Here is a 23,219-nt window from a genome sequence, read left to right as displayed (position 1 = left end):
CGCTGTTTACTCCTCTTCCTCGGCGTTTTCGTCTTCCTTGGCCGGCCCTTTCGGCTGTTTGCCGAGCAGGTAGTAGTCAAAGACCATGCGTGCGATCGGTGCCGCCGACTGTGCGCCGAACCCGCCGTTCTCGACCAGAACGGCGACCGCGATCTTGGGATCTTCGGCCGGGGCGAAGGCGATGAAGAGCGCGTGATCGCGCAGTTCCTGTTTCAGCTTCCCGGCCTTGTAATCGGAGCCCTTGAGGCTGAAGACCTGTGCCGTGCCGGTTTTGCCGCCGGACGTGTATTCGGCGCCGGCGAAGGCGCGGGCGCCGGTCCCTTCGCGATTGACGCCGACCATGGCTTTCTTGATCGTGTCGATGTTCTGCTGCTTCCAGGTGAGCGTGCGGATCGGCTTGGGCTCGATCATCGTCTTCTCGCCGCTTTTGGTGTCGGTGATGTATTTGACGAGATGCGGACGGTACATGACGCCGTTGTTGGCCAGCGCCGCCGTGGCTTGGGCAAGCTGGATCGGCGTGTAAGCGTTGTACCCCTGGCCGATGCCGATCGAGATGGTTTCGCCGGCGAACCACTTTTGTTGCTCGGGGCGCTTGAAGCGCCGTTTCTTCCACTCGGGCGATGGCAGCACGCCTTCCGACTCGCCCTCAATGTCGATGCCGGTTCTCTGGCCGAGACCGATCTGCCCCATGAAACGGGCGATCAGATCGATGCCCATGTCGTTGGCAAGCATGTAATAGTAGGTGTCACAGGACTGGACGATCGACTTGTACATGTCGACGAGTCCGTGGCCGCCCTTCTTGTCGTCGCGGAAGGTGTGACCGCCGAAGTTGAAGAAGCCCGGGTCGGCGATGGCCTGGCTGGGGGTGCGCTTGCCCGATTCCAGCGCCGCCAGGGCCATGAAGGGCTTGAAGGTCGATCCGGGCGGATAGGCGCCGTTGAGGGCGCGGTTGATCATCGGACGGTCGCCCGAGGCGTTCAGTTGTTCCCAGTCTTCAGTACGGATGCCGTCGACGAACAGGTTGGGATCGAAGGTGGGCGTCGACACGAGCGCCAGCAGGCCGCCGGTCGAAGGTTCGAGCGCCACCAGCGCGCCGCGGCGATCGCCGAAGGCTTTCTCGGCGATCTCCTGCAGTTTGACGTCGAGCGTCAGGGTCAGATTGTTGCCCGATACCGGCGGCGTACGCGACAAACTGCGCACGGCGCGTCCACCCGCGTCGATTTCGACTTCCTCGTAGCCGGTCTCGCCATGCAATTGGAATTCGTAGGATTTTTCCAGACCGGTCTTGCCGATATGGTCGGTGCCGCGATAATTGGCCTCCTGATCGTTGCGCTCGATGTCGGCCAGGTCGGTCTTGTTGATGCGGTTGATGTAGCCGAGCGCGTGCGATGCCAGCGATCCCAGCGGATATTGGCGGAACAGTCGCGCTTTGACCTCGACGCCGGGGAAGCGGTAACGATTGGCGGCGAAGCGGGCGACATCCTGATCGTTGAGACGCGTGCGGATCGGCAGGCTTTCGAAGGACTTGCTTTCCTCCATCAATTTCTTGAAACGCCGCCGGTCTTTCGCCTGGATTTCGATAATCGTGCTGAGTCCGTCGATCGTCGCCTCGAGATCGTCGACTTTCGAGGGTGTGATCTCAAGCGTGAAGGCCGAGTAGTTGCGGGCGAGGATGACGCCGTTGCGGTCGACGATGACGCCGCGATTGGGCGGGATCGGCACCAGCGAAATGCGATTGTCCTCGGCGCGGGTGACGTAGTAATCGTGCTGGACGATTTGCAGGTAGATGAAACGGCCGATCAACAGCAGGAACGAGAGCAGCACCGCGCCGGCCGCAAAGGCGATGCGAAAGCGGAAGCGGTCGAGTTCGCTGTCCTGCGAAGAGAGGGGGTAGGCAAAACGGTGGCGCACGCGGGCCTCGCTCAGATCGGCCGGTTGGCGTCGTGTTCGATCGGCTGGTACTGCGGCAGCAGGAGCACATACGTCAGCGGCGGCCAGAGGACGGTGGCGAGAAACGGTCCGACGAAATAACCCCCGCCGGGGAAGTCGACCCCCGGCGCCAGGCGGACGATCACCTGCACCGCCTGCCCCACCAGCATCAGCGGCAGGACGTGCAATGCCTGCTGCGAGAGCGGGAACCACAGAATACGACGCGACAGCAGCGCAGCCAGGTAGGCGACGACGACGTAGGCCAGCGCATGCTGCCCGAGCAGGCTCGCATCGGCGACATCCATCGCCAGTCCCAGCAGGAAGCCCGAGCCCATGCCGACGCGGCGCGGTTCGCGGATGCTCCAGAAAACGAGCGTCAGGGCGACCCAGTCAGGGATCCAGGTAATCGAGGCGGTCGGCAGGAAATTGAGGAACAGCGCGATGATCAGGCTCAGCGCGATGAAGAAGGGCCGGACCGGTTGCAGGATGCGTGACGAGGAATAAGTGGTTTGCATGGGCTCAGTCCCTCTTCAGGCGTTTCTTCTTCTGCCCCGGCTTGGCCACTGTCTTGACCTTGCTGGTCAGCGCTTCTTCGGGAATCGCTTCGGGCTGGCGCTTGGCCAGCACCATGACCTCGTTGTAGTTTTCCACGCCTGCCGTTGGCTCGCAGAAAATGCGCGCAAACGAGTAGGACGTATCGCGTTCGATATGCGTGATCCGCGCGACCGGAAGACCGACCGGGAAAATGCCGTCGAGTCCCGACGTGACGAGCACGTCGCCATTCTGGACGTCGGCGTTGGCCGGCATGAAACGCAACTCAAGCTGGCCGCTACCGAGACCAAAGACGACCGAACGCAGGCCGTTGCGGACGATCTGCACCGGCACCGATTGTTCCTTGTCGGTGATCAGCGCGATCTCCGAGACGAACGGGAAAATGCGGGTGACCTGCCCGACGACGCCGGCCTCGTCGATGACCGGTTGTCCGGCTTCGATGCGATGCTGCTGTCCTTTATCGACGACGATCCTGCGGGAGAACGGGTCGCGGGCGGCATAGACGATGCGGGCTACGATGCCATCGACATGCTGGCGTTCGCGCATGTCGAGCAGTTTGCGCAGATGTGTATTCTCGCTTTCGAGCTGGCGCAGTCGCAGCAGTGCCGAAGCGCTTTCGAGCTGGTCGCGCTTGAGCTTGGAATTTTCTTCCTGGAAGCGGGTGATGCCGGTCAGGTATTGGCCGCCGTTGCTCAGCAGTTCGATCGGTGCGTGCGCCGCGACATGCAGGGGGTAGGTGATCAGCGAGAGCGTCGAGCGCAAGAGCTCCAGTGTCTGGAAGCGCGCATCGACAAACAGCAGCGCCGTCGATAGCGCCGCGTAAAACGACAGGCGCGCCAGCGGCGCGGGTCCTCGTTTGAAAAATGGAGGCGGCTGCTGGTCCATGCGCTAAGGATTCGGAAACGTCTGCGGCGAGCGGCCGCCGGCCGCCTCCGATGCCGGGACGGCCTGGGCGCTGATGCGCGATGCGTGACCGATCACCCTCGACTCGACAGGAGGTTCAATCCGAAGCAAAGATGCTGCCGAGCTTGTCCATGCGCTCAAGCGCCATGCCGCAACCGCGGGCGACGCAGGTCAGCGGCTCTTCGGCAACGATGACCGGCAGACCGGTTTCTTCCATCAGCAGACGATCGAGATCGCGCAGCAAGGCGCCACCGCCGGTGAGCACCATGCCCTTGTCGGCAATGTCGGCCCCGAGTTCCGGCGGCGTCTTCTCGAGCGCCGACTTGACGGCGGAGACGATGCTGTTGAGCGGATCGGTCAGCGCTTCGAGGATTTCGTTCGACGAGATCGTGAATTTGCGCGGAATGCCTTCGGCCTTGTTGATGCCCGAGACTTCCATCTCGCGCACTTCGGTGCCCGGGAAGGCGGAGCCGATCTGCTTCTTGATGCTTTCGGCGGTGTTCTCGCCGATCAGCATGCCGTAGTTGCGGCTGATGTAATTGATGATCGCTTCGTCGAGCTTGTCGCCGCCGACGCGGACCGAGCCGGCATAGACCATGCCGCCGAGCGAGATGACGCCGACCTCGGTGGTGCCGCCGCCGATATCGACGACCATCGACCCGGTTGCCTCGGCGACCGGCAGGTCCGCACCGATCGCGGCAGCCATCGGTTCCTCGATCAGGAAGACCTGGCTGGCACCGGCGCCGATCGCCGATTCACGAATCGCACGGCGCTCGACCTGCGTCGAACCCGAGGGCACGCAGATGATGATGCGCGGGCTCGGCGAGAGCAGACGGGAATCGTGGACCTTGCGGATGAACTGCTTGAGCATCTGCTCGGTGACGGTGAAGTCGGCAATGACGCCGTCCTTCATCGGGCGGATGACCGTGATCGCGCCGGGGGCCTTGCCAAGCATTTCCTTGGCGCCGTGACCGACGGCCTGGATGGTCTTTTTGGAATTCGGGCCGCCTTCCATGCGGATGGCGACGACTGACGGCTCATCGAGAACGATGCCCTTGCCGCGCACGTAGATCAACGTGTTGGCGGTCCCAAGGTCGATCGCGAGATCGTTCGAAAAATAACTGCGCAAGAAGCTGAACATGCCTGGATATCCGAGAAAGCTCCGCTGGGATGCGGGAAATAAAGCTTTTATGATACCTTATATGGCTACCTTTTTAATAATCCTGAATTATTTCACATGTCGCTTTCCCTGGAACAAGTTCATCGCGTTGCCCAGTTGGCGCGGCTCGAAATCAGCGATGCCGAGGCCGAAACGACGCGCACCCAACTCAATGCCATCTTTACCCTGATCGAGGCGATGCAGGCCGTCGATACGAAGGGGATCGAGCCGATGGCGCACGCACAGGATCTGTCGCAGCGCCTGCGGCCGGATGAAGTGACCGAAACCGACCGGCGCGGGGCCTTTCAGGCGGTGTCGCCCGAGGTCGAAGCCGGCTTGTTCCTGGTGCCGAAGGTGATCGAATGATCGAACGCAGTCTGAAATCGCTTGCCGCCGCGCTTGCGGGCAAGGAAATCTCGAGCGTCGAACTGACGCAGACCTATCTGGATCGGATCGCCCGGCTCAACCCCGACATCAACGCGTATATCACCGTCGCTCCGGAAAAAAGCCTGGCGCAGGCAAAAGCAGCGGATGCGCGCATCGCCGCCGGGCAGACGACGGCATTGACCGGCATTCCGCTGGCGCAGAAGGATATTTTCTGTGCGCAAGGCTGGCGCACGACCTGCGGTTCGAAAATGCTCGACAATTTCGTCAGCCCTTACGATGCGACCGTCATCGAGCGGCTGAACACCGCGGGCGCCGTGATTCTCGGCAAGACGAACATGGACGAGTTTGCCATGGGCTCGTCGAACGAAACCTCGTATTTCGGCGCGGTGAAGAACCCCTGGGATCGCGACCGCGTTTCCGGCGGCTCGTCGGGCGGTTCGGCTGCTGCCGTGGCGGCACGCCTGGCGCCGGCCGCGACCGCCACCGACACCGGCGGTTCGATCCGCCAACCGGCGGCGCTGTGCGGCCTGACCGGCCTCAAGCCGACCTATGGCGTCGTCTCTCGCTACGGCATGATCGCCTATGCCTCGTCGCTCGACCAGGGCGGACCGATGGCGCGTTCGGCCGAGGATTGTGCGCTGCTGCTCGATGCCATGGCCGGCTTCGATCCGCGCGATTCGACCAGTCTTGAGCGTCCGGCAGACGATTATCTGCGCGATCTTGAGCGTCCGCTCGCCGGACTGCGCATCGGTTTGCCAAAGGAATTCTTCGGTGAAGGCTGCGATGCGGCTGTCATGGCCAGCATCGAGGCGGCGATTGCCGAATACCGCAAGCTCGGCGCCGAAACCGTCGAGGTGAGCCTGCCGAACATGAAGCTGTCGGTGCCGGCGTATTACGTCATCGCGCCGGCGGAAGCGAGTTCCAACCTGTCGCGTTATGACGGCGTGCGCTATGGCTATCGCGCCCCCGAATATGCCGATCTCAACGACATGTATGCCAAGACACGGGCGCAAGGTTTCGGCGACGAGGTCAAGCGGCGCATCCTGATCGGCACCTATGTGCTCTCGCACGGTTATTACGACGCTTACTACCTTCAGGCGCAACGCATCCGCCGGCTGATCGCCGACGATTTCCGCACCGCTTTCAAGCAGTGCGACGTGATCATGGGGCCGACCAGCCCGACGACGGCGTTCAAGCTGGGTGAAAAGATCGACGATCCGGTGCAGATGTATCTGTTCGACATCTTTACGCTGGGCGTCAACCTGGCCGGCTTGCCCGGCATGTCGGTGCCCTGCGGTTTGGTCGACGGCTTGCCGGTGGGGCTGCAGTTGATCGGCGATTATTTCAGCGAGGCGCGCCTGCTCAATGTGGCACATCGCTATCAGCAGGCGACCGACTGGCACCTGCGCCGTCCCGCAGGCCTCGATTGAGGCCGGCCCGCCGCGACGATTTGGATGGAAACGCGCAGCCCGGCTGCGCTTGATGAGAGAGTCATAAACGATGAAACAATGGGAAGTCGTCATCGGCATCGAGACGCACGCGCAGTTGCAGACGCGCTCGAAGATCTTCTCCGGCAGTTCGACGGCCTTCGGCGCTGAGCCGAACGTGCAGGCCAACGCCGTCGACCTCGCCTTGCCCGGCGTGTTGCCGGTGCTCAATCGCGGCGCCGTCGAATGCGCGATCCGTTTCGGACTCGCGGTCGAGGGCGAAGTGGCGCCGAAGTCGGTGTTCGCACGCAAGAACTACTTTTATCCCGATCTGCCGAAGGGATACCAGATCAGCCAGTACGAGTTGCCAGTGGTGGTCGGTGGGAAACTGACCATTACGCTTGGTGAAGGCGATGCGGCGGTCGAGAAGACGATCAACCTGACGCGGGCACACCTCGAGGAAGACGCAGGCAAGTCGCTGCATGAAGATTTTCATGGCAAGTCGGGGATCGACCTCAACCGTGCCGGGACGCCGTTGCTCGAGATCGTCACCGAACCGGACATGCGTTCGTCGGCCGAAGCGGTGGCCTACGCGCGGGCACTGCACGCGCTCGTGCGCTGGATCGGTATTTGCGACGGCAACATGCAGGAAGGCTCCTTCCGTTGCGATGCCAACGTCTCGGTCCGGCCGGTCGGCCAGCAGGAATTCGGCACCCGTCGCGAAATCAAGAACCTCAATTCCTTCCGCTTCATGCAACAGGCGATCGACTACGAGGTCAGCTGGCAGATCAATGAAATCGAGGAAGGCCGCGCCATCCAGCAGGCCACCGTGCTGTTCGACCCGGACACGGGTGAAACGCGGTCCATGCGTACCAAGGAAGACGCGCACGATTATCGCTATTTCCCCGACCCCGATCTCCTGCCGCTGATGATCGACCGCGACTGGGTGGCGCGGACGCGCGCCGACATGCCGGAACTGCCGACGGCCAAGAAGCAGCGTTTCGTTGCCGACTTCGGCCTTTCCGCCTATGACGCGACGACGCTGACCGCTTCGCTCGATATCGCCGGTTACTACGAAGCGGCGGTGGCCGTTGCTGGCAAGGGTGCGGCCAAGCCTTGTGCCAACTGGGTGATGGTCGATCTGGCGGCGCGACTCAACAAGGATGGGCTCGACATCGCGTCATCGCCGGTGTCGGCGGCGCAGTTGGGTGGGTTGGTGGCACGGATTGCCGATAACACCATCTCCAACAACATCGCCAAGAAAGTGTTCGAGGCGCTGTGGGCCGGTGAAGGTCAGAGCGCTGACGAAATCATCGAGAAGCAGGGCCTCAAGCAGATCACCGATACTGGCGCGATCGAGAAGCTGATCGACGAGGTGCTTGCCGCCAATGCCGCGATGGTCGCGGAATTCAAGGCTGGCAAGGAAAAGGCCTTCAACGCGCTGGTCGGCCAGGCGATGAAGGCGACCAAGGGCAAGGCCAACCCGCAACAGGTCAACGAACTGCTGCGCAAGAAGCTGGCTGGCGCCTGAGCGTGAGTGCCTGACGCCGGCCAGAATACGGCCGGCGGGAGCGCGTCAGGCCGACAGGCTGACGCCGTACTGTTGCCGGTAGCGCGCGACGGCTTCTTCGTGTTGCTTGAAGTCGGGCCGATTGCGCAGGTAGGCCATGAGGTCGTCGAGCGTGGCGACGGCGACGACCGGGATGCCGAAGTCGCGGCGCACTTCCTGGACCGCCGACAATTCGCCGGTGCCGCGCTCCATCCGGTCGAGCGCGATGACGACGCCGCAGGGCGTCGCTCCGGCGGCACGAATGATTTCCACCGATTCACGCACCGAGGTGCCGGCCGAAATGACGTCGTCAATGATCAGGACGCGGCCCGAAAGCGGCGCGCCGATGATGTTGCCGCCTTCGCCGTGATCCTTGGCTTCCTTGCGATTGAAGGCGAAAGGCAGGTTGTGTCCGGTGCGGGCGAGCGCCAGGGCGCTGACCGAGACGAGCGGAATGCCCTTGTAGGCCGGGCCGAACAGCATATCGACCGGCGTGCCGCTGGCGAGGATGGCCATGGCGTAGAATTGCGAAATCCGGTCGAGCGAGGCGCCGTCGTCGAACAGGCCGGCGTTGAAGAAGTACGGCGAGAGCCGGCCTGCCTTGGTCTTGAATTCGCCAAAACGCAGAACGTTCTGGTTGAGGGCGAATTCGATGAATTCCTGGCGAAAGTCCATAAAACACCAAACATGAATACGGTTGCGAGAGGCAAATGGTACGCATCATTACCCTAAATCTCAATGGAATTCGTTCGGCATGGAGCAAGGGCGTCTTTCCCTGGCTGGCCGCTCAGGATGCCGATGTCGTCTGCCTGCAGGAGATCAAGGCGCAGTTGGCCGACCTCTCCGACGAGATGCGGGCCCCCGAGGGTTTTCACGCCTACTACCATCTGGCCGAGCGCAAGGGCTACAGCGGCGTCGGTCTGTGGTGCCGGCGACAACCCGATGCGGTAATCGAGGGCCTTGGCGATGCCGAATTCGATGCCGAGGGGCGCTATCTGCGGGCTGATTTCGGCATGTTGTCGGTCATCTCGCTCTATCTTCCTTCGGGCTCGAGTTCGCCGGAGCGGCAGGAGGCCAAGTTCCGCTTCATGGACCGCTTCTACCCGGTACTGGCCGATCTTGCCGCCAGCGGCCGCGATGTCGTCGTTTGCGGAGACTGGAATATCGCGCATCGCGAAATCGACCTGAAGAACTGGAAGAGCAATCGCAAGAATTCCGGCTTCCTGCCGGAGGAGCGGGCCTGGGTCGGCCGGCTTCTGGATGAAGCGGGCTGGGTCGATGCCTACCGGCGTCTCCATCCCGAAGCGAGCGAGGATTGCTACACCTGGTGGAGCAACCGCGGACAAGCCTGGGCCAAGAACGTCGGTTGGCGGCTCGATTACCAGTTGGCGACCCCGGCCTTGGCGGCACAGGCGACATCAGCTGGGGTCTACAAAGCGCAGCGCTTTTCCGATCACGCGCCATTGACCATCGACTACGACCGTATGCCATAGTGCTTGGCAATTGCTTAGTCACGGCAAATTCGATACCCTGTGCAGGACGCCGGCAAAGCGCCTGAAATACCGGGACGCCGCCGCCAAATTCCTTTACCGTGAGGCTTACCATGTCTGAATATTCCGAAGTGGGTTGCTGCAGCAAGCAGAAGCTGGTCGATGACCTGAAGAACGTCGTTGCCGATGCCGAAGAGATTCTGCGGGCGACGGCGGGCGTCGCCGGCGAGAAGATGGTCGAGTTGCGCGAACGTGTCGGCGAGCGCCTGGCCGATGCCAAGATTCGCCTGGCCGATGCCGAAGCGCTGGTCGTCGACAAGACGCGGGCCGCAGCGCGCGCGACCGACGAATACGTCAAGGAAAACCCCTGGCAGGCCGTTGGCGTTGCCGCCGGGATCGGCTTCCTGATCGGCGTCATCGTCAGCCGCCGCTAGGCGAACGCCGCATGGAAGAACGTTCCGGAGGTCGGGGCGGCCTGTTTGCCGCCCTCAAGAACAGTGCCGCGACGCTGCTGGCAAGCGGCAAGACGCGGCTCGAACTCTTCGCCAACGAGATCGAGGAAGAGAAGCTGCGCGCCGTCCGGATCCTCGTGATGGTGTTGGGCGCGGCGTTCTGCCTCGGTTTTGGCGCACTCGTCCTGATCCTGTTCCTGACCGCCTTGTTCTGGGAAAGCCGGGTCATGGTGCTGGGCGTTTCCACCGGCATCCTGCTGGTCGCCGGTTATCTTTTCGTCGGTGGGCTGCAACGTGCGTTGCAGCGGCCGGAACGGATGTTCGCGGCGAGTCTTGCCGAGCTCGAAGAAGATTTGCGCCAGTTGAAAGCAGGCCTCGATCATGATGCAGCGTCTAAATGAGCTTCATCTTGAGCGGGGAAAACTGCTCGAACGCATTACCACCCAGCGCTATGTGCTGATCAACGAGGTGCAGCCGATCCGGGCGACGCTCGATCGGGCCGACCACGTCGTCGTGACGGTGCGATCGGGCATCGAGACGGTCAAGCGCTATCCGGCGATTGCCGGCGTCGCTGCCGCGCTCGTCTGCATCCTCAATGCGCGCCGGGCGTTCCGGTTGGCGCGACGCGGCTTCTTCCTCTGGCGGACCTGGCGTTCGCTGCGGGAGCGCTTGCTCGCCTCGGGTTGGCCGGGCTTCTGATGAGTGACGATCCGTCCGAAAAGCCAGCGCCCGGGCTGCTTTCCCGGGCGTGGGCGTCGCAACGTTCCCAGGCAAAGGATCTGGTCAGCGATCTGGTGCGCATGCGCGGCTTGATGCCGTTGTTGATGAAGCACCGCAATGGCGGCGTGTGGACGCCGGGCGAAAGGGCCGAGCTCCTGAACCAGTTGCGCATCCTGTCGCGCGTCTCGCCGTATTTGCTTCTCTTGCTCTTGCCCGGTTCGGCCTTGCTCCTGCCGGCGTATGCCTGGTGGCTCGACCGGCGGCGCAAGCCGAGAGCGGCGCTTCACTAAGAGCCTATTTCGGTAGGGATCGTGGGCCGCGCCGACGGCCCTTCGGGTTGCCGATAGGGGCGGTGTCTGCGGCATTGCTCCGCTTGCGCATGGAACCACCATGCGCTGCACCTCGCGCCTTGCATCCCTCCGCCCTTATCGACAACGCGGTCCGCGCGCCCTATCGAAATAGGCGCTAAATTCTCAGTCTGCCCACAGTCCCAGCGCAGAAAGCTGCCGCGTGGCGGCTTCGGCCCAACCGCGGTTGGCGGCGGGGCTGGCCGGACTCGGGTGGAGCACCTTGCCAATTTTGAGCGGCATCCCCTTCAACGCTTCCACTGCTCGGGCTTCGGCGAAGGCCCCGATGCCAATGACCCATTCCGGTTGCAGGATCGTCACGATCTGTCGCAGATGCTCGTCACAGGCGGCGTAGAGCGGCGCACTTTCGGCGCTCGGCAGCTTGTCGGGGGTGAGATTGCGACCTTGGTCGAAGAAGGCGAGCGGACAGTAGTTAGCGACGAAATGGTCGGCAAAGAATTGCTCGGCCGTACCAAAACGTTGCTGGAACAGCGCCCACAGCCGTCGTCCGCTCACTTCGGAACGGGCGCAGGCGAACCCTTCGATCGGGCGTTTCGGGTTTTCGACGGCAGGCTTGTCGACGCGGGCTTCAATTCCCATCCAGTCGCGCGCCGCGGCGATTTCGCCGAACGGGATGCCGCACTGGACCATGCCGAACGGTCCCGGATTCATGCCGACGAAGATTACCTTCTTGCGACTCTTGCCGAAACGGCGCAGGTAGATCTCGTGCGGCGCCCGGGCATAGTCGAGCGGGTTGTACAGGTGCGAGACCGGTGGCGCGAAGCGCAGGGCGTTGACGGCGGTCGAGAGCGTACGGGCGGCAGCGATCAGGCGTTCTGAGGTGTCGTTGAGTTCCATGGCGCGATCTTGAAGAGGAGGAGCATGCCGGGAATGGCAAGCAGGAAGCAGAGACCGAAGAAATGGACCCAGCCCAGTTGTTCGACAAGCCAGCCGGCCGACGCGTTGACGACGGTGCGCGGCACCGCGGCGAGGCTGGTGAACAGGGCGAACTGGGTGGCCGTGTAGGCCGGATGCGTCGTTCGGGCGATGAAGGCGACGAAGGCGGCGGTGCCGAGTCCGACACCAAAGGCTTCGATGCCGATGACGAGGGCCAGCGCCAGGAGACGTTCCGGCGTCGCCGGCGCGCTGCCGGCGCCGGCCAGCCAGGCAAAACCGAGGATGGCCAGCATCTGCACGGCACCGAACAGCCAGAGCGAGCGGTTGATGCCCAGGCGGACCATCCACAGGCCGCCGAGCAGACCGCCGATGACCGAGGGCCACAGGCCGGCATTCTTGGCCACCAGCCCGATTTCAGTCTTGGTGTAGCCCATCTCGAGATAGAACGGCGTTGCCAGCGCAGTGCAGAGCGAGTCGCCGAGCTTGTAGAGGAAAATGAACCCGAGCACCAGCAGGGCGCTCTTGACGCCCGACCGATGCAGAAATTCGCGGAAGGGCTCGGTTACCGCCGCCGCCAGCGTGCGCGGTGCCGGCGCGCGGCCCGGTTCGGAGACACGCAGCGTCATGAGGAGTCCTGGCAGCATGAAGAGGCCGGTGACGGCGAACACTTCGAACCAGGGCAGGCGGTCGGCGAGCCAGAGCGACAGCGAACCGGGGATCAGCCCGGCGACCTTGTAGGCGTTGACGTGGATCGCGTTGCCGAGTCCCAGTTCCTGGTCGTCAAGCAATTCGCGCCGGAAGGCGTCGAGGGCGATATCGAGCGTTGCCGAGAGCACGGCGATCAAGGTCGCGACGGCGGCGATGCTTGAAAGCGACTGGCTCGGCGACAAGGTGCCGAGCCAACAGATGGCGCCGACCAGCGCCAGGTGGGTGGCCGCCATCCAGCTGCGGCGTCGCCCCAGCCAGGGCAGCGCATAGCGGTCCATCAGCGGCGCCCAGAGGAATTTCCAGGTGTAGGGAAACTGGATCAGCGCAAAGAGACCGATCTCGCGCAGGCTGATGCCCTCGGTCTTGAGCCAGGCCGGCAGCAGGTTGAGCAGCAGGAACAGCGGCAGGCCCGAACTGAAACCGGTGAAGATGCAGATCAGCATCTTCCGGTCGAACAGGATGCGCAGACTGCCGGCCCTCACTATTTTCGGCCCAGGCGGTAGAAGGCGAGGCTGCCGTCGAGGTTCGGATCCTCGGTCACGAGTTGCCCTGCGTTGTTGAAGGCGCGCCGTTCGAGAATGGCGATGCCGAGCTTGTCGCACAACGCCTCGAAGTCGGCGATGGTGAAGAAGCGCACGTTCGGCGTTTCGTACCATTCGTAGGGCAGATCCTCGGACACTGGGACGCGGCCGTTGGCGATCGCCTCGCGGTTGGTGCGGTAGGCGAAATTGGGAAAGCTGACGACCGCTTCGCGGGCGACGCGCAGCATTTCCGTCAGGATGCGCTCGGTCGCCAGCATCGCCTGCAGTGCCTGCGAGATGACGACGTAATCGAACGACTGGTCTTCGAAGCCAGACAGCCCGTGGTCGATGTTCATCTGGATGACGTCGACGTTGTTGCGGATGCAGCCGAGAACGCTGTCATGGTCGATCTCGACGCCGTAGCCGCTGATGTCCTTGTGTTCGCGCAGGTAGCGCAGTAGCGAACCGTCGCCGCAGCCGAGGTCGAGCACACGGTTGTTGCGGGGTATCCAGTCGGCGATGACGGCGAAGTCGAAGCGGTCGCGTTCCTGTTTGGTCAGTTTGCGTAGGTTCATACCGCGATGTTCTCCAGATAGGCCCGCAGCACAGCGTGATAATGGGCGTCGTCGAGCAGGAAGGAATCGTGTCCGGCGTCGCAGTCGATTTCGGCATAGGCGACACGTCGGCGGTTTTTCAGCAGCGCGAAAACGATTTCACGCGAGCGTGCCGGCGAGAAACGCCAGTCGGTCGAGAAGCTGGCGATGAAAAACTCGGCTTTTGCCCGCGCCAGCGCGCCGGCGAGGTCGCCGTCGTAGGCGAAGGCCGGGTCGAAATAGTCGAGCGCCTTGGTCGTCGCCAGGTAGGTGTTGGCGTCGAAGAATCCGGCGAACTTGTCGCCCTGGTAGCGCAGGTAGGATTCGACTTCGAAGTCGACGTCATAGCTGAAGCGGTGTTCGTCGTGACGCAGCCGGCGGCCGAATTTCTCGTCCATCTGGTCGTCCGACAGGTAGGTGATGTGGCCGATCATGCGCGCCAGGCGCAAGCCCCGCTTGGGGACGACGCCGTGTTCGGCGTAGTGGCCGCCGTGGAAGTCGGGGTCGGACAGAATCGCCTGTCGCGCGACTTCGTTGAAGGCAATGTTCTGGGCTGACAGCTTCGGTGCCGAGGCAATGGCGACAACATGACGGATGCGGTCGGGAAACTGCAGCGACCATTCGAGCGCCTGCATGCCGCCGAGACTGCCGCCGAGCACGGCGGCCCAGGTGTCGATGCCGAGCGCGTCGGCCAGGCGGGCTTGCGCGGCGACCCAGTCCTCGACGGTGACGAGCGGGAAGTCGGCGCCGTAGCGCTTGCCGGTTTCCGGATTGGTCGACAAGGGTCCGGTCGATCCGTAGCAGCCGCCGAGGTTATTCACGCCGATCACGAAGAACTTTTGCGTGTCGAGCGGCTTGCCCGGGCCGACGAGGTTGTCCCACCAGCCGAGATTGTTCGGGTTGTCGGCGTAGGTGCCGGCGACGTGGTGGCTGCCTGACAGCGCATGGCAGACGAGCACCGCGTTCGAGCGCGCCGCGTTGAGCGTGCCGTAGGTTTCGTACACGAGTTCGAAACCGGGCAGCACGGCGCCGCTTTTCAAGGTCAGTGGCGCTTCGGAGCGGAAGCGCTGTGGGGTGACGATTCCGACAGAATTTTCAGAGGTCATTTCAGTCTGTTCGCACAAAAAACAAAACCCAGTCGGCCAAAAAGCGGACTGGGTGCGAGCCGCTTTAGCCGGATTTATTGAGCGCCCGCAAGCTGATCTTCAAATCGGCGCTATGGGAGGAAGTTACCGCCGCGGCTGAAAATTGTCAAATCAGCGCGGACATGCCACGGCGGCGGGCTTCCGCTTTCATTTCCTAAAGTTGCCAGGCATTGAGCCGTTCGATCTGCTCCTGGATCTTGGCCGATTCCTCGAGCTTCAGGATGCGTCGGACGATTGGGGTGATCTCGGAAATGTCGCTCTGCTTGATCTTCTGCTTCACCTCCGGAATCTGCGCCGGGAACATCGAGAACTGGCGCAGCCCGAGACCGAGCAGCAGGCGCGTCATGTGCGGGTCGCCGGCGAGCTCGCCGCACATCGACACCGGGATGCCGGCCTTCTCGCCGCTGGTGATGACATGCGAGAGGAGCATGAGCACGGCCGGGTGAAGCGGGTCGTACAGGCTGGCGACCTGTTCGTCGCTGCGATCGATGGCCAGCGTGTACTGGATCAGGTCGTTGGTGCCGATCGAGAGGAAATCGAGTCGGCGCAGGAAAAGTCCAACGGCGAGCGCCGCGGCCGGTACCTCGATCATGCCGCCGATCTCGATCGCCTCGTCGAAGGGAACGCGTTCGCCGCGCAGGCTCGATTTCGCCTGCTCCAGCATCGCCAGCGTCTGATCGATCTGGTGCGCATGCGAGAGCATCGGGATGAGAATCCGGATCTTGCCGTATTTCGAGGCACGCAGGATGGCGCGCAGCTGGGCGAGGAAAGGTTTGGGCTCGGCCAGCGACAGCCGGATCGAACGTAAGCCGAGCGCCGGGTTGTCGCGTTTGCGGTCGGACGAAGAGAGTTCGGTGTGCAGGTTCTTGTCGTTGCCGAGGTCGAAGGTACGGATGGTGACCGGACGGCCTTCCATGCCCTTGACGACCTTGCGGTAGGCATCGAACTGTTCTTCTTCGCCGGGCATGTCGCCGCGGCCGAGGAAGATGAACTCGGTCCGGAACAGGCCGATGCCTTCGGCGCCGCTCTCAAGTGCCAGCGCGACCTCGGACGGCTCTTCGATGTTGGCGAGCAGGTCGATCTTGGTCTTGTCGAGCGTGGTCGCGCGCGCGGTCTTGAGCAGCTTGAGCTTGGCGCGTTCGATCTCGATCTGGCTTTTCTTGAGCTGATATTCCTCGAGAATGCGCGGGTCGGGATTGACGATGACGACGCCACGCGTGCCGTCGACGATCAGTTGTTCCTTGTCGCGAATCAGTTGCCGCGCGTTATGCAGGCCGAGTACCGCCGGAATGCCCATGCCGCGCGAAAGAATGGCGGTATGCGAGGTGGCGCCGCCGACGTCGGTGATGAACGAGGCGAAATTCTGGTCCTTGAAGGCCATGACGTCGGCCGGTGACAGATCGTGGGCGACGACGATCAGGTTCTCGCCTTTGACGCCCTTGCCGAAACGCGAATGCGCGTGGTCGGGGTGTCCGGTCAGTTCGCGCACGACCCGTTCGACCACCTGGCGGACGTCATAGCTGCGTTCGCGCAGGTAGGTATCGTCGATCGCTTCGAACTGGCCGACCAGGTGTTCCATCTGCTGGACGATCGCCCATTCGGCGTTGCAGCGGCGTTCGCGGATGATGTCCTTGGGGATCTCCGAAAGTTCGGGGTCCGACAGGATCATCAGGTGCAGGTTGACGAAGGCGCCGATGTCGGTGAGAGCGTGACTGGTGTTGGCCTTCAGCGCCTGGAATTCGTTGCGGACGGCCTCAACGGCGGTTTCGAAACGCGCGACCTCCTTGTCCACCATGCGCGGCGGAATCAGCAGGTGCGAGACTTCGAGCGTCGCCTGCGAAATGAGGTGCGCCCGGCCGATGGCGATGCCGCCGGATACCGGCAATCCGTGCAGGGTGAAACTCATGGCGTACTCACTCCCCTTCGCCAAATTTGTCCTCGATCAGTTTAAGGATGGCATCGAGCGCCGGTTGTTCATCGGCACCGACGGTTTCGACGACGACGGTGGTTCCCTTGCCGGCAGCCAGCATCATTACGCCCATGATGCTTTTTGCATTGACGCGGCGGCTGCCCTTTTCCATCCACACCTCGGAATCGAAGCCGGACGCCAGTTGCGTCAGCTTGGCCGAGGCGCGGGCATGAAGCCCGAGTTTGTTGGAGATCTGAATTTCTGCACGTGCCATTCGGTTTTCCTCGTGATCGGCAGTCTTATTGCCGGTGCATGTTGATGACGCCGTCGCGACCGCCGCTGACAGCTTTTTTTACCAGGGTTTTCATTTCGCCTTTGCGGTAGGTGAGCGCTCGCAACACCATCGGCAGACTGACGCCGGCGACGCCTTCGACGCGGCCCGGTTCGAGCAGTTTGAGCGTAAGGTTCGAGGGCGATGCGCCGAGCACATCGGTCATGATGAGCACGCCGTCGCCTTCGTCGACTTGGGTGACCAGTTCACGCGCCAGCGGCAGCGTGTCGAGTGGATCGTCCTGCGGCGTCAGGCCCAGTTGGGCCATCAAGGGAGGACGCCGGTTGAGGATGTGGCAAACGTTCTGCACGAGGCTTTCGCCGAATGTTCCGTGCGTGATGAGAAGAATGCCGATCATGACTCCTCCGGGGAATATTCCGACATTCTAAGGTATTCCGCGATTTCCGGCAGGTGCGGCGGCATCGATGCTGATGACAGTGAGGTCGGCGCCGGCGAGGCTGCCGCTTTCGAGCCGTTGCCGGAAGGCGGCGCTGGCTTCGATGCGGCCGCTGGCGTCGACCCGGAGAACGTGGGTGATGCCGAGCGCCCTTGCCATCTCGGGCCATTCCGAACCGGCGATGAACAGCGGCTTGGAGGCCGCGTCGGAGAGCGTGCCGGCGGCGGGTCGTGGCGTGATCAGGACGCTGAGCGACTGGGTGTGCGTCACCGGTGCGCCGCTACGCGGGTCAAGCAGGTGGCAGTAACGCTTGCCGTCGAGTTCGAAGTAGCGCTGATAGTCGCCCGAGGTGCCGATCGCTTCGCCGTCCTTGAGCGAGAGCACGGCCAGCGGGCCGGGCTGGCGCGGATGCTGGATGCCGATGCGCCAGGCGTCGCCGTGCTTCGTACCCAGCGCCATGACGTTGCCGCCGATGTTGACGAGGGCGTTGCCGACGCCGTTTTCGCGCAGGATGGCGCTGGCCCGGTCTAGCGCGTAGCCCTTGAGATAACCGCCCAGGTCGAGCGCGACGCCGCGGTTGCGGCTGCTGACGCGCCGGTTCTCGATGCGCAGGTCGGCGATGCCCGGACGCTGCTTGCGCCAGGCGGCAAGCGCACGGGGATCGGGGAGGGCGGCCTTGAAGTCGTCGGACTGGAATCCCCAGAGGCCGATCAGGCGGCCGATGCCAGGATCGAACAGGCCGTTGCCCAGCGCTGAAATGCGCTGGGCATCCTTGAGGATGGCCGCCATTTCGTCGGAGACCTCGATGGGTTTTCCGGCGGCGATGGCGGTGTTGAGCGCGCTGAGTTCGGACGGCAGCCAAGCGTGATAGGTCCGGTGCAGCCGGTCGAACTCGCGCAGCACGGCGTCGGCGGCCCGCCGCGCCGTGGTCTCGTCGGTATCGGCGACGAGCACCTCGACGCGCGTACCGAAAACGAAGGATTCCTGCTGGTGCAGGGCGGGCCGGCCGCAGGCGCTGAGGCCGGCGAACAGGAGAACGAGGATCAGGCGGCCGAGGCGATACATGCCTTTTCCACAGCGGCGATGACGAGACCGGCCGTGTCGAAGCCGGTCTGGTCGGCGATTTCGACCATGCAGGTCGGGCTGGTGACGTTGATTTCGGTCAGCCAGTCGCCGATGACGTCGATGCCGACGATCAGCAGGCCGCGGGCGGCGAGTACCGGCGCCAGCGCGCCGGCGATCTCGCGGTCGCGCGGCGTCAGTTCGCGTGCCTCGCCGCGTCCGCCGGCGGCCAGGTTGCCGCGCGTTTCGCCGGCTTTGGGAATGCGCGCCAGGCAGTAGGGGGCGACCTCGCCGTCGATGATCAGGATGCGCTTGTCGCCCTGGCTGATCTCAGGGATGTAACGCTGCGCCATGATCGTGCGCTGGCCGCCCGCCGTCAGTGTCTCGACGATGACGTTACGGTTGGGATCGTCGGCGCGGACACGGAAGACCTGGCTGCCGCCCATACCGTCGAGCGGCTTGAGAATGCAGTCGTGCTGCATGTCGATGAAGGTGTGCAGCAAGGTTTCGTCGCGCGCGACCTCGGTCGGGACGATGAATTGCGGAAATTCGAGGATGGCCAGCTTTTCCGAGTGATCGCGCAGCGCCGCCGGGCGGTTGAAGATGCGCGCGCCTTCCGCTTCGGCGCGTTCGAGCAGCCAGCAGGTGGTGATGTACTCGATGTCGAAGGGCGGGTCCTTGCGCATCAGGACGGCGGTGAAGTCGCGCAGCGGGACGACATGACGGACGAGTTCGACGCACCAGCGCGCATCGTCGTACAGCATTTCGAGATGCACCGCTTCGGCGCAAACGCCGTGCAACGGCGACCAGTGGATCGCCGACTGCTGGATGGCCCAGACCGCGTGGCCGGCAGCCTGCGCGGCGCGCATCATGGCGATGCTGGAATCCTTGGTGACCTTGAGCGAATCGAGCGGGTCGACAATAAAGGCTAAGCGCATGAAGTGTCCTCTCTGAGCAGGGGCTGTTCGTCTGTGTTCGTCTATTCGTCGGCGGGCGCGGTGCGTTCGAGTTCCAGCGAAGCGGCGAGCTGGGCGAGGCGGGCGACGACGCCATAGGCATAGAAGCGGTTGGGCGGCGCGTCCGGATTCTGGCCGCAGTCCGGCAGGCAGCAACTCGTCTCGAACGCCAGCGGCTCGAAATGCATGCCGGGAGCATTGAGATTCTCGTCGATGCCGCGTCCGCCGTGGACGCGGTAGAAACCGCCGACGACAAAGCGATCGATCATGTAGACGACCGGTTCGGCGACTTCGGCCACGTCGTTCTTGACGACGCGCTCGAAGGTATGGACGCCCTCCTGGATGATGACCTGGGTGACGTTGAGTCCTTCCTTGATGACCGACATCTTGTTGCGTTGCTTGCGGTTGAGGCCGATGACCTCTTCGGCGCTCTTCGCCGTCATCACGCCCATGCCGTAGGTACCGGCGTCGGCCTTGACGACGACATAGGGCGTTTCGGTGATGCCGTATTCGTTGTATTTCTCGCGGATCAGCGTCAGTACCGCGTCGACGTTGGCGGCCAGGCATTCCTCGCCTTGGCGCTCGTGGAAGTTCACGTGGCTGCACACCGAGAAATAAGGGTTGATCTGCCAGGGATCGATGCCGACCAGCTTGGCGAATTCGTCGGCGACTTCGTCATAGGCGGCGAAGTGGTTCGACTTGCGCCGCACGGCCCAGCCGGCATGCAGGGGAGGTAGCACGAACTGCTCGTTGAGGTTCTGCAGGATCTCGGGGATGCCGGCCGACAGGTCATTGTTGAGCAGGACGGCACAGGGATCGAAGTCCTTGAGGCCGAGGCGGTAACGCGTGCGCACCAGCGGTTCGAGCAGCAGCGACTGGCCGTTCGGCAATGCCACCGGCGTCGGTTCGGTGATTTCCGGCAGCAGCGAGCCGAGGCGCACGTCAAGGCCGGTCAGGCGCAGGATATTGACGAGATGGGCGACGTTCTGCAGGTAGAAGACATTGCGCGTGTGGTTTTCGGGGATCAGCAGCAGGCTCTTGGCGCTCGGGCAGATCTTCTCGATCGCGGTCATCGCCGCCTGTACGCAGAGCGGCATGAAATCGGCATTGAGGTTGTTGAAACCGCCGGGGAACAGGTTCATGTCGACCGGCGCCAGCTTGAAACCGGCATTACGCAGATCGACCGAGCCATAGAACGGCGGGGTATGCTCCTGCCATTGGCCGCGCAGCCAGCGCTCGATTTCCGGCGCGGCGTTGAGGAAGCGGCGCTCGAGTTCGAGAATCGGGCCGTTCAGGGCGGTAGTGAGATGTGGGACCATGCGGTTCTCCTGTAGGTCGTGTCGGTGGGTGCGGGCTCAGAAATGCCGCTTGAGCCTGTCCCACCACGTTGAACTCGCTCCCGGCAGGAAGGTGCGGAAGCTTGCCGGCAGTGGCGCATGTTCGAGGCTGCGCTGCGTGAAGAGGAAACGGCCGTCGCAGACGAAACCGAGGTCTTCCCAGTCGACGTCGTTGAGTGCTTCGGCCAGTTGCCGGACGTCAACGTCGGGATGGCGCGGAAAGATCGCCAGCACCGATCCGTCATAGTGCGGGCAGTCATGCGTGAAGAAGGGGCGCGGACGCCGCGTCTTGGCGTTCACATAGACGCGCGGTTGCGTCGAAACGTAATAGGCACGCCCCCAATGCCACCAGTTCGAGGCGTCGAAGGAACGGATGCGCCGGGCGATGAGCCGCTCCCGGTGGGGCAGCAGCGCTTCCGGCGGCGCCCCGCCGGGTTCGCACCAGATCATCCGTCGCGTCTTGCTGTCGCGCGCCGTCGATGAACAGACGAAATCGCGGGTGCCATGCGCTTCGCTGGTGTACAGGTCGTCGGCGCCGGAGACTGCGCCGACCTTGACGAAGGCGATGTCGGTCAGGTGTAGCGCGTAGTCATGGCGCGTGAATAGCAGATGGCCGTTGCTCTCGACGAAGCGCCTTTCCTCGGCGTACAGGCTTTCCAGGAAGCTCGCGTCCTGGCCGGCGCCGAGCGTGCTGTAACGGGTGCGATGGCTGTGGTTGTCGCGTTCGAAGCGCCAGATGGCGCAATTGGGCGCGGCGTCGTTGAAGAGGTGCAGGTCGCCGAGATCGATGAAATCGGTGATGGTGCCGGCCGCGAAGAGCAGGCGATTGAGCGGCACGGCCGAGGTCGCCTTGAGCAGGTCGCGCGGTGTGATGAAAATCAGCTCGCCGCCGGGTTCGAGGTGACGCAGGCACTTTTCGATGAAAAACAGGTACAGGTTGGCCCGACCGTCGAGTACGCTGTGGCGGGTGAGCATGCGGGTGTACTCGGAGATGTCCTGGTAGCGGACATACGGCGGATTGCCGATGATTGTGGCGAACAGTTCGTCGTCGGGGTAAGTGAAGAAATCCATGACCTGCGCTGTCGCCGGCGCGTGACGCGCGTCGATCTCGATGCCAATGGCGTCGGGGAAGTGCTGCAGGAAGGCGCCGTCGCCGCAGGCCGGTTCGAGCACGCGGCCCCGATTGCGCACCAGTTTGCGCATGCAATCGACGATGGCCGGCGGGGTGAACACCTGGCCGAGCAAGGCGATGTCGCAGGAGGGGGCGGTCGGCGCGTTGGCGGCGGGAGGCATGGGTCGAAGCGGATGTCGGGGAAAGCAAGAGTATAAGCTACTCGCTCGAACGAAAAGCGATTGCGGGGTCATCGAATCGGGTCTCTACAGTGGTACATTTTGGTTTTTCAGCCTAAGGAGACCGGCAATGCGAGTTTTGGTTCTGGGAGCGGGAGGAATCGGCGGCTATTACGGGGCGCGCATCCAGGCGGCAGGCGGCGATGTCACTTTCCTGGTGCGTCCGGGACGCGCCGAACAGCTCAAGCGCGATGGCCTCAACGTCTTCAGCCCGTTTGGCGATCTACACCTTCCGGCGCAAGTGGAGACCAAGGAGACGCTCAATTCCAGCTACGACGTCATCATCGTGTCGTGCAAGGCCTTCGATCTCGACTCGGCGATGGACGCGATCGCGCCGGCGGTCGGCAAGGGCAGCGTGATCCTGCCGCTGCTCAATGGCGTTCGTCATATCGACGCGCTCGTTGCCCGTTTTGGCGCCGAGCATGTGCTCGGCGGCGTCGCCGCGATCTCGGTGACGCTCGCGCTCAATGGCGACGTCCAGCACCTCAACAAGATGCATCGCTTCATCACCGGCGCGCGCGGCGAGACTGCGCCGGCAGTGCTGGCGCCGCTGGCGCAGTTGCTGGCTTCGGCCGGGTTCGACTTCGTGTTGTCGAACAACATCGACCAGGCGCTGTGGGACAAATTCGTCTTCCTGACCTCGCTGGCCGGGGCGACTTGCACGATGCGGGCCAGCGTCGGGCAGATCATGAGCACGGTCGCCGGCGAAGCCTTCCTGAACGGTTTGCTCGATGAATGTGCCGCCGTGGCGGCAGCGAGCGGCTATACGCTGGCCGAGGCACAGCTGGGCGCCTACCGCGGACAGCTGACCGACAAGAGTTCGGGCCTGATGGCCTCGATGCTGCGCGATGTCGAGAAGGGCGGTCCGACCGAGGCCGACCATATCCTCGGCGACATGGTCGCGCGTGCCGAGGCGCTGGGCGTCGCGACGCCCAATCTGCGCCTGGCCTACTCGCACCTGCAGGCCTACGACCTGCGTCGCAAGGCGGCTTGATCCGACGCCGGGGCGGCGCCCTCCGATAGGGCGCCGCCGCGTCGATACCTGATTTTATTCGGCAATTTCAGCGCGAAGGCGCTGGCTCGGGTACAATGCCGGGT

General features: G+C 63.4%; 25 protein-coding genes. 9 read left to right on the top strand and 16 right to left on the bottom strand.

Features of this window, described 5'->3' with window-relative positions:
• Positions 1–6 precede the first annotated feature (6 nt).
• From mrdA to BLR25_RS01755, 4 genes are all read right to left on the bottom strand, one after another.
• Positions 7–1,911, bottom strand: coding sequence for a penicillin-binding protein 2 (gene mrdA / locus BLR25_RS01770; protein ID WP_091932462.1), 1,905 nt, complete (start codon positions 1,909–1,911; stop codon positions 7–9).
• 11 nt (positions 1,912–1,922) lie between these two features.
• Positions 1,923–2,444, bottom strand: a complete 522-nt coding sequence (gene mreD, locus BLR25_RS01765) for a rod shape-determining protein MreD (protein ID WP_091932461.1) — start codon at positions 2,442–2,444, stop codon at positions 1,923–1,925.
• Between the two features lie 4 nt (positions 2,445–2,448).
• Complete coding sequence (gene mreC / locus BLR25_RS01760) at positions 2,449–3,366, bottom strand: rod shape-determining protein MreC (protein WP_091932460.1); 918 nt, start codon at positions 3,364–3,366, stop codon at positions 2,449–2,451.
• Between the two features lie 115 nt (positions 3,367–3,481).
• The gene (locus BLR25_RS01755; protein ID WP_091932459.1) at positions 3,482–4,525 is read right to left on the bottom strand and encodes a rod shape-determining protein; all 1,044 of its coding nucleotides are present in this window, start codon (positions 4,523–4,525) and stop codon (positions 3,482–3,484) included.
• 96 nt (positions 4,526–4,621) lie between these two features.
• Between BLR25_RS01755 and gatC the strand changes: the two genes are divergently transcribed.
• The 3 genes from gatC (at position 4,622) to gatB (ending at position 7,888) form a co-directional block, all read left to right on the top strand.
• Positions 4,622–4,909 carry an Asp-tRNA(Asn)/Glu-tRNA(Gln) amidotransferase subunit GatC gene (gene gatC, locus BLR25_RS01750; protein ID WP_091932458.1) on the top strand — a complete coding sequence of 96 codons (288 nt, stop codon included), beginning with the start codon at positions 4,622–4,624 and terminating at the stop codon, positions 4,907–4,909.
• Entirely contained in the window at positions 4,906–6,360 is a 1,455-nt protein-coding gene (gene gatA / locus BLR25_RS01745; RefSeq protein WP_091932456.1) for an Asp-tRNA(Asn)/Glu-tRNA(Gln) amidotransferase subunit GatA, read from the top strand. Before gatC ends, gatA begins: the two co-directional genes overlap by 4 nt.
• A gap of 70 nt (positions 6,361–6,430) precedes the next feature.
• Positions 6,431–7,888, top strand: coding sequence for an Asp-tRNA(Asn)/Glu-tRNA(Gln) amidotransferase subunit GatB (gene gatB / locus BLR25_RS01740; RefSeq protein WP_091932454.1), 1,458 nt, complete (start codon positions 6,431–6,433; stop codon positions 7,886–7,888).
• 45 nt (positions 7,889–7,933) lie between these two features.
• Here the strand turns inward: gatB and pyrE are convergent, their stop codons facing one another.
• Positions 7,934–8,581 (bottom strand): orotate phosphoribosyltransferase, encoded by a 648-nt coding sequence (pyrE, locus tag BLR25_RS01735; RefSeq protein WP_091932451.1) that lies wholly within the window; start codon positions 8,579–8,581, stop codon positions 7,934–7,936.
• Between the two features lie 35 nt (positions 8,582–8,616).
• Between pyrE and BLR25_RS01730 the strand changes: the two genes are divergently transcribed.
• The 5 genes from BLR25_RS01730 (at position 8,617) to BLR25_RS01710 (ending at position 10,858) form a co-directional block, all read left to right on the top strand.
• Positions 8,617–9,399, top strand: coding sequence for an exodeoxyribonuclease III (locus tag BLR25_RS01730; RefSeq protein ID WP_091932449.1), 783 nt, complete (start codon positions 8,617–8,619; stop codon positions 9,397–9,399).
• A gap of 110 nt (positions 9,400–9,509) precedes the next feature.
• A complete protein-coding gene (locus tag BLR25_RS01725; RefSeq protein WP_091932447.1) occupies positions 9,510–9,830 on the top strand; it encodes an ElaB/YgaM/YqjD family protein in 321 nt (106 codons plus the stop codon).
• An 11-nt stretch (positions 9,831–9,841) separates the two neighbouring features.
• Positions 9,842–10,249 carry a phage holin family protein gene (locus BLR25_RS01720; RefSeq protein ID WP_091932439.1) on the top strand — a complete coding sequence of 136 codons (408 nt, stop codon included), beginning with the start codon at positions 9,842–9,844 and terminating at the stop codon, positions 10,247–10,249.
• Positions 10,230–10,547, top strand: a complete 318-nt coding sequence (locus BLR25_RS01715) for a YqjK family protein (protein ID WP_091932435.1) — start codon at positions 10,230–10,232, stop codon at positions 10,545–10,547. Before BLR25_RS01720 ends, BLR25_RS01715 begins: the two co-directional genes overlap by 20 nt.
• A complete protein-coding gene (locus BLR25_RS01710; protein WP_091932432.1) occupies positions 10,547–10,858 on the top strand; it encodes a hypothetical protein in 312 nt (103 codons plus the stop codon). The genes BLR25_RS01715 and BLR25_RS01710 overlap by 1 nt, the downstream gene beginning before the upstream one ends.
• Before the next feature lie 183 nt (positions 10,859–11,041).
• Here BLR25_RS01710 and BLR25_RS01705 read toward each other — a convergent pair whose 3' ends face one another.
• From BLR25_RS01705 to BLR25_RS01655, 11 genes are all read right to left on the bottom strand, one after another.
• A complete protein-coding gene (locus tag BLR25_RS01705; protein ID WP_091932429.1) occupies positions 11,042–11,773 on the bottom strand; it encodes a uracil-DNA glycosylase family protein in 732 nt (243 codons plus the stop codon).
• Complete coding sequence (locus BLR25_RS01700; RefSeq protein WP_245715446.1) at positions 11,743–13,002, bottom strand: AmpG family muropeptide MFS transporter; 1,260 nt, start codon at positions 13,000–13,002, stop codon at positions 11,743–11,745. The genes BLR25_RS01705 and BLR25_RS01700 overlap by 31 nt, the downstream gene beginning before the upstream one ends.
• Positions 13,002–13,616: a methionine biosynthesis protein MetW gene (gene metW, locus BLR25_RS01695; RefSeq protein ID WP_091932428.1), complete on the bottom strand. Its 615-nt coding sequence runs from the start codon at positions 13,614–13,616 to the stop codon at positions 13,002–13,004. The genes BLR25_RS01700 and metW overlap by 1 nt, the downstream gene beginning before the upstream one ends.
• Complete coding sequence (metX, locus tag BLR25_RS01690) at positions 13,613–14,740, bottom strand: homoserine O-succinyltransferase MetX (protein WP_091932427.1); 1,128 nt, start codon at positions 14,738–14,740, stop codon at positions 13,613–13,615. The genes metW and metX overlap by 4 nt, the downstream gene beginning before the upstream one ends.
• Before the next feature lie 193 nt (positions 14,741–14,933).
• Positions 14,934–16,685: a phosphoenolpyruvate--protein phosphotransferase gene (ptsP, locus tag BLR25_RS01685; RefSeq protein WP_091932424.1), complete on the bottom strand. Its 1,752-nt coding sequence runs from the start codon at positions 16,683–16,685 to the stop codon at positions 14,934–14,936.
• Between the two features lie 7 nt (positions 16,686–16,692).
• Positions 16,693–16,962 carry an HPr family phosphocarrier protein gene (locus tag BLR25_RS01680; protein WP_091932421.1) on the bottom strand — a complete coding sequence of 90 codons (270 nt, stop codon included), beginning with the start codon at positions 16,960–16,962 and terminating at the stop codon, positions 16,693–16,695.
• Between the two features lie 25 nt (positions 16,963–16,987).
• Positions 16,988–17,377 (bottom strand): PTS sugar transporter subunit IIA, encoded by a 390-nt coding sequence (locus tag BLR25_RS01675; protein WP_091932418.1) that lies wholly within the window; start codon positions 17,375–17,377, stop codon positions 16,988–16,990.
• Positions 17,378–17,404: 27 nt separating this feature from the next.
• A complete protein-coding gene (locus BLR25_RS01670) occupies positions 17,405–18,481 on the bottom strand; it encodes an FAD:protein FMN transferase (RefSeq protein WP_176785707.1) in 1,077 nt (358 codons plus the stop codon).
• Positions 18,460–19,416, bottom strand: a complete 957-nt coding sequence (gene gshB / locus BLR25_RS01665; protein ID WP_091932416.1) for a glutathione synthase — start codon at positions 19,414–19,416, stop codon at positions 18,460–18,462. Before gshB ends, BLR25_RS01670 begins: the two co-directional genes overlap by 22 nt.
• Before the next feature lie 41 nt (positions 19,417–19,457).
• On the bottom strand, positions 19,458–20,753 hold the full coding sequence (gene gshA, locus BLR25_RS01660) for a glutamate--cysteine ligase (protein WP_091932409.1): 1,296 nt from the start codon (positions 20,751–20,753) through the stop codon (positions 19,458–19,460).
• Positions 20,754–20,789: 36 nt separating this feature from the next.
• The gene (locus BLR25_RS01655) at positions 20,790–22,064 is read right to left on the bottom strand and encodes an Eco57I restriction-modification methylase domain-containing protein (protein ID WP_091932406.1); all 1,275 of its coding nucleotides are present in this window, start codon (positions 22,062–22,064) and stop codon (positions 20,790–20,792) included.
• A 127-nt stretch (positions 22,065–22,191) separates the two neighbouring features.
• Here BLR25_RS01655 and panE point away from each other — a divergent pair, with 127 nt between their 5' ends.
• Positions 22,192–23,115: a 2-dehydropantoate 2-reductase gene (panE, locus tag BLR25_RS01650; RefSeq protein ID WP_091932403.1), complete on the top strand. Its 924-nt coding sequence runs from the start codon at positions 22,192–22,194 to the stop codon at positions 23,113–23,115.
• Positions 23,116–23,219 lie beyond the last annotated feature (104 nt).

This window comes from Propionivibrio dicarboxylicus, assembly GCF_900099695.1.
Taxonomy (GTDB): Bacteria; Pseudomonadota; Gammaproteobacteria; order Burkholderiales; family Rhodocyclaceae; genus Propionivibrio; species Propionivibrio dicarboxylicus.
The sequence above is the reverse complement of the archived record's forward strand: the minus strand, read 5'-3'. Positions and strand labels throughout refer to the sequence as shown.

What these genes read in the sequence shown, in the direction of transcription:
- mreD (WP_091932461.1), bottom strand. Translation starts at nt 2,444, where the DNA reads ATGCAAACCACTTATTCCTCGTCACGCATCCTGCAACCGGTCCGGCCC.
- mreC (WP_091932460.1), bottom strand. Translation starts at nt 3,366, where the DNA reads ATGGACCAGCAGCCGCCTCCATTTTTCAAACGAGGACCCGCGCCGCTG.
- BLR25_RS01755 (WP_091932459.1), bottom strand. Translation starts at nt 4,525, where the DNA reads ATGTTCAGCTTCTTGCGCAGTTATTTTTCGAACGATCTCGCGATCGAC.
- gatC (WP_091932458.1), top strand. Translation starts at nt 4,622, where the DNA reads ATGTCGCTTTCCCTGGAACAAGTTCATCGCGTTGCCCAGTTGGCGCGG.
- gatA (WP_091932456.1), top strand. Translation starts at nt 4,906, where the DNA reads ATGATCGAACGCAGTCTGAAATCGCTTGCCGCCGCGCTTGCGGGCAAG.
- gatB (WP_091932454.1), top strand. Translation starts at nt 6,431, where the DNA reads ATGAAACAATGGGAAGTCGTCATCGGCATCGAGACGCACGCGCAGTTG.
- pyrE (WP_091932451.1), bottom strand. Translation starts at nt 8,581, where the DNA reads ATGGACTTTCGCCAGGAATTCATCGAATTCGCCCTCAACCAGAACGTT.
- BLR25_RS01730 (WP_091932449.1), top strand. Translation starts at nt 8,617, where the DNA reads ATGGTACGCATCATTACCCTAAATCTCAATGGAATTCGTTCGGCATGG.
- BLR25_RS01725 (WP_091932447.1), top strand. Translation starts at nt 9,510, where the DNA reads ATGTCTGAATATTCCGAAGTGGGTTGCTGCAGCAAGCAGAAGCTGGTC.
- BLR25_RS01720 (WP_091932439.1), top strand. Translation starts at nt 9,842, where the DNA reads ATGGAAGAACGTTCCGGAGGTCGGGGCGGCCTGTTTGCCGCCCTCAAG.
- BLR25_RS01715 (WP_091932435.1), top strand. Translation starts at nt 10,230, where the DNA reads ATGATGCAGCGTCTAAATGAGCTTCATCTTGAGCGGGGAAAACTGCTC.
- BLR25_RS01710 (WP_091932432.1), top strand. Translation starts at nt 10,547, where the DNA reads ATGAGTGACGATCCGTCCGAAAAGCCAGCGCCCGGGCTGCTTTCCCGG.
- BLR25_RS01705 (WP_091932429.1), bottom strand. Translation starts at nt 11,773, where the DNA reads ATGGAACTCAACGACACCTCAGAACGCCTGATCGCTGCCGCCCGTACG.
- metW (WP_091932428.1), bottom strand. Translation starts at nt 13,616, where the DNA reads ATGAACCTACGCAAACTGACCAAACAGGAACGCGACCGCTTCGACTTC.
- metX (WP_091932427.1), bottom strand. Translation starts at nt 14,740, where the DNA reads ATGACCTCTGAAAATTCTGTCGGAATCGTCACCCCACAGCGCTTCCGC.
- ptsP (WP_091932424.1), bottom strand. Translation starts at nt 16,685, where the DNA reads ATGAGTTTCACCCTGCACGGATTGCCGGTATCCGGCGGCATCGCCATC.
- BLR25_RS01680 (WP_091932421.1), bottom strand. Translation starts at nt 16,962, where the DNA reads ATGGCACGTGCAGAAATTCAGATCTCCAACAAACTCGGGCTTCATGCC.
- BLR25_RS01675 (WP_091932418.1), bottom strand. Translation starts at nt 17,377, where the DNA reads ATGATCGGCATTCTTCTCATCACGCACGGAACATTCGGCGAAAGCCTC.
- BLR25_RS01670 (WP_176785707.1), bottom strand. Translation starts at nt 18,481, where the DNA reads ATGTATCGCCTCGGCCGCCTGATCCTCGTTCTCCTGTTCGCCGGCCTC.
- gshB (WP_091932416.1), bottom strand. Translation starts at nt 19,416, where the DNA reads ATGCGCTTAGCCTTTATTGTCGACCCGCTCGATTCGCTCAAGGTCACC.
- gshA (WP_091932409.1), bottom strand. Translation starts at nt 20,753, where the DNA reads ATGGTCCCACATCTCACTACCGCCCTGAACGGCCCGATTCTCGAACTC.
- BLR25_RS01655 (WP_091932406.1), bottom strand. Translation starts at nt 22,064, where the DNA reads ATGCCTCCCGCCGCCAACGCGCCGACCGCCCCCTCCTGCGACATCGCC.
- panE (WP_091932403.1), top strand. Translation starts at nt 22,192, where the DNA reads ATGCGAGTTTTGGTTCTGGGAGCGGGAGGAATCGGCGGCTATTACGGG.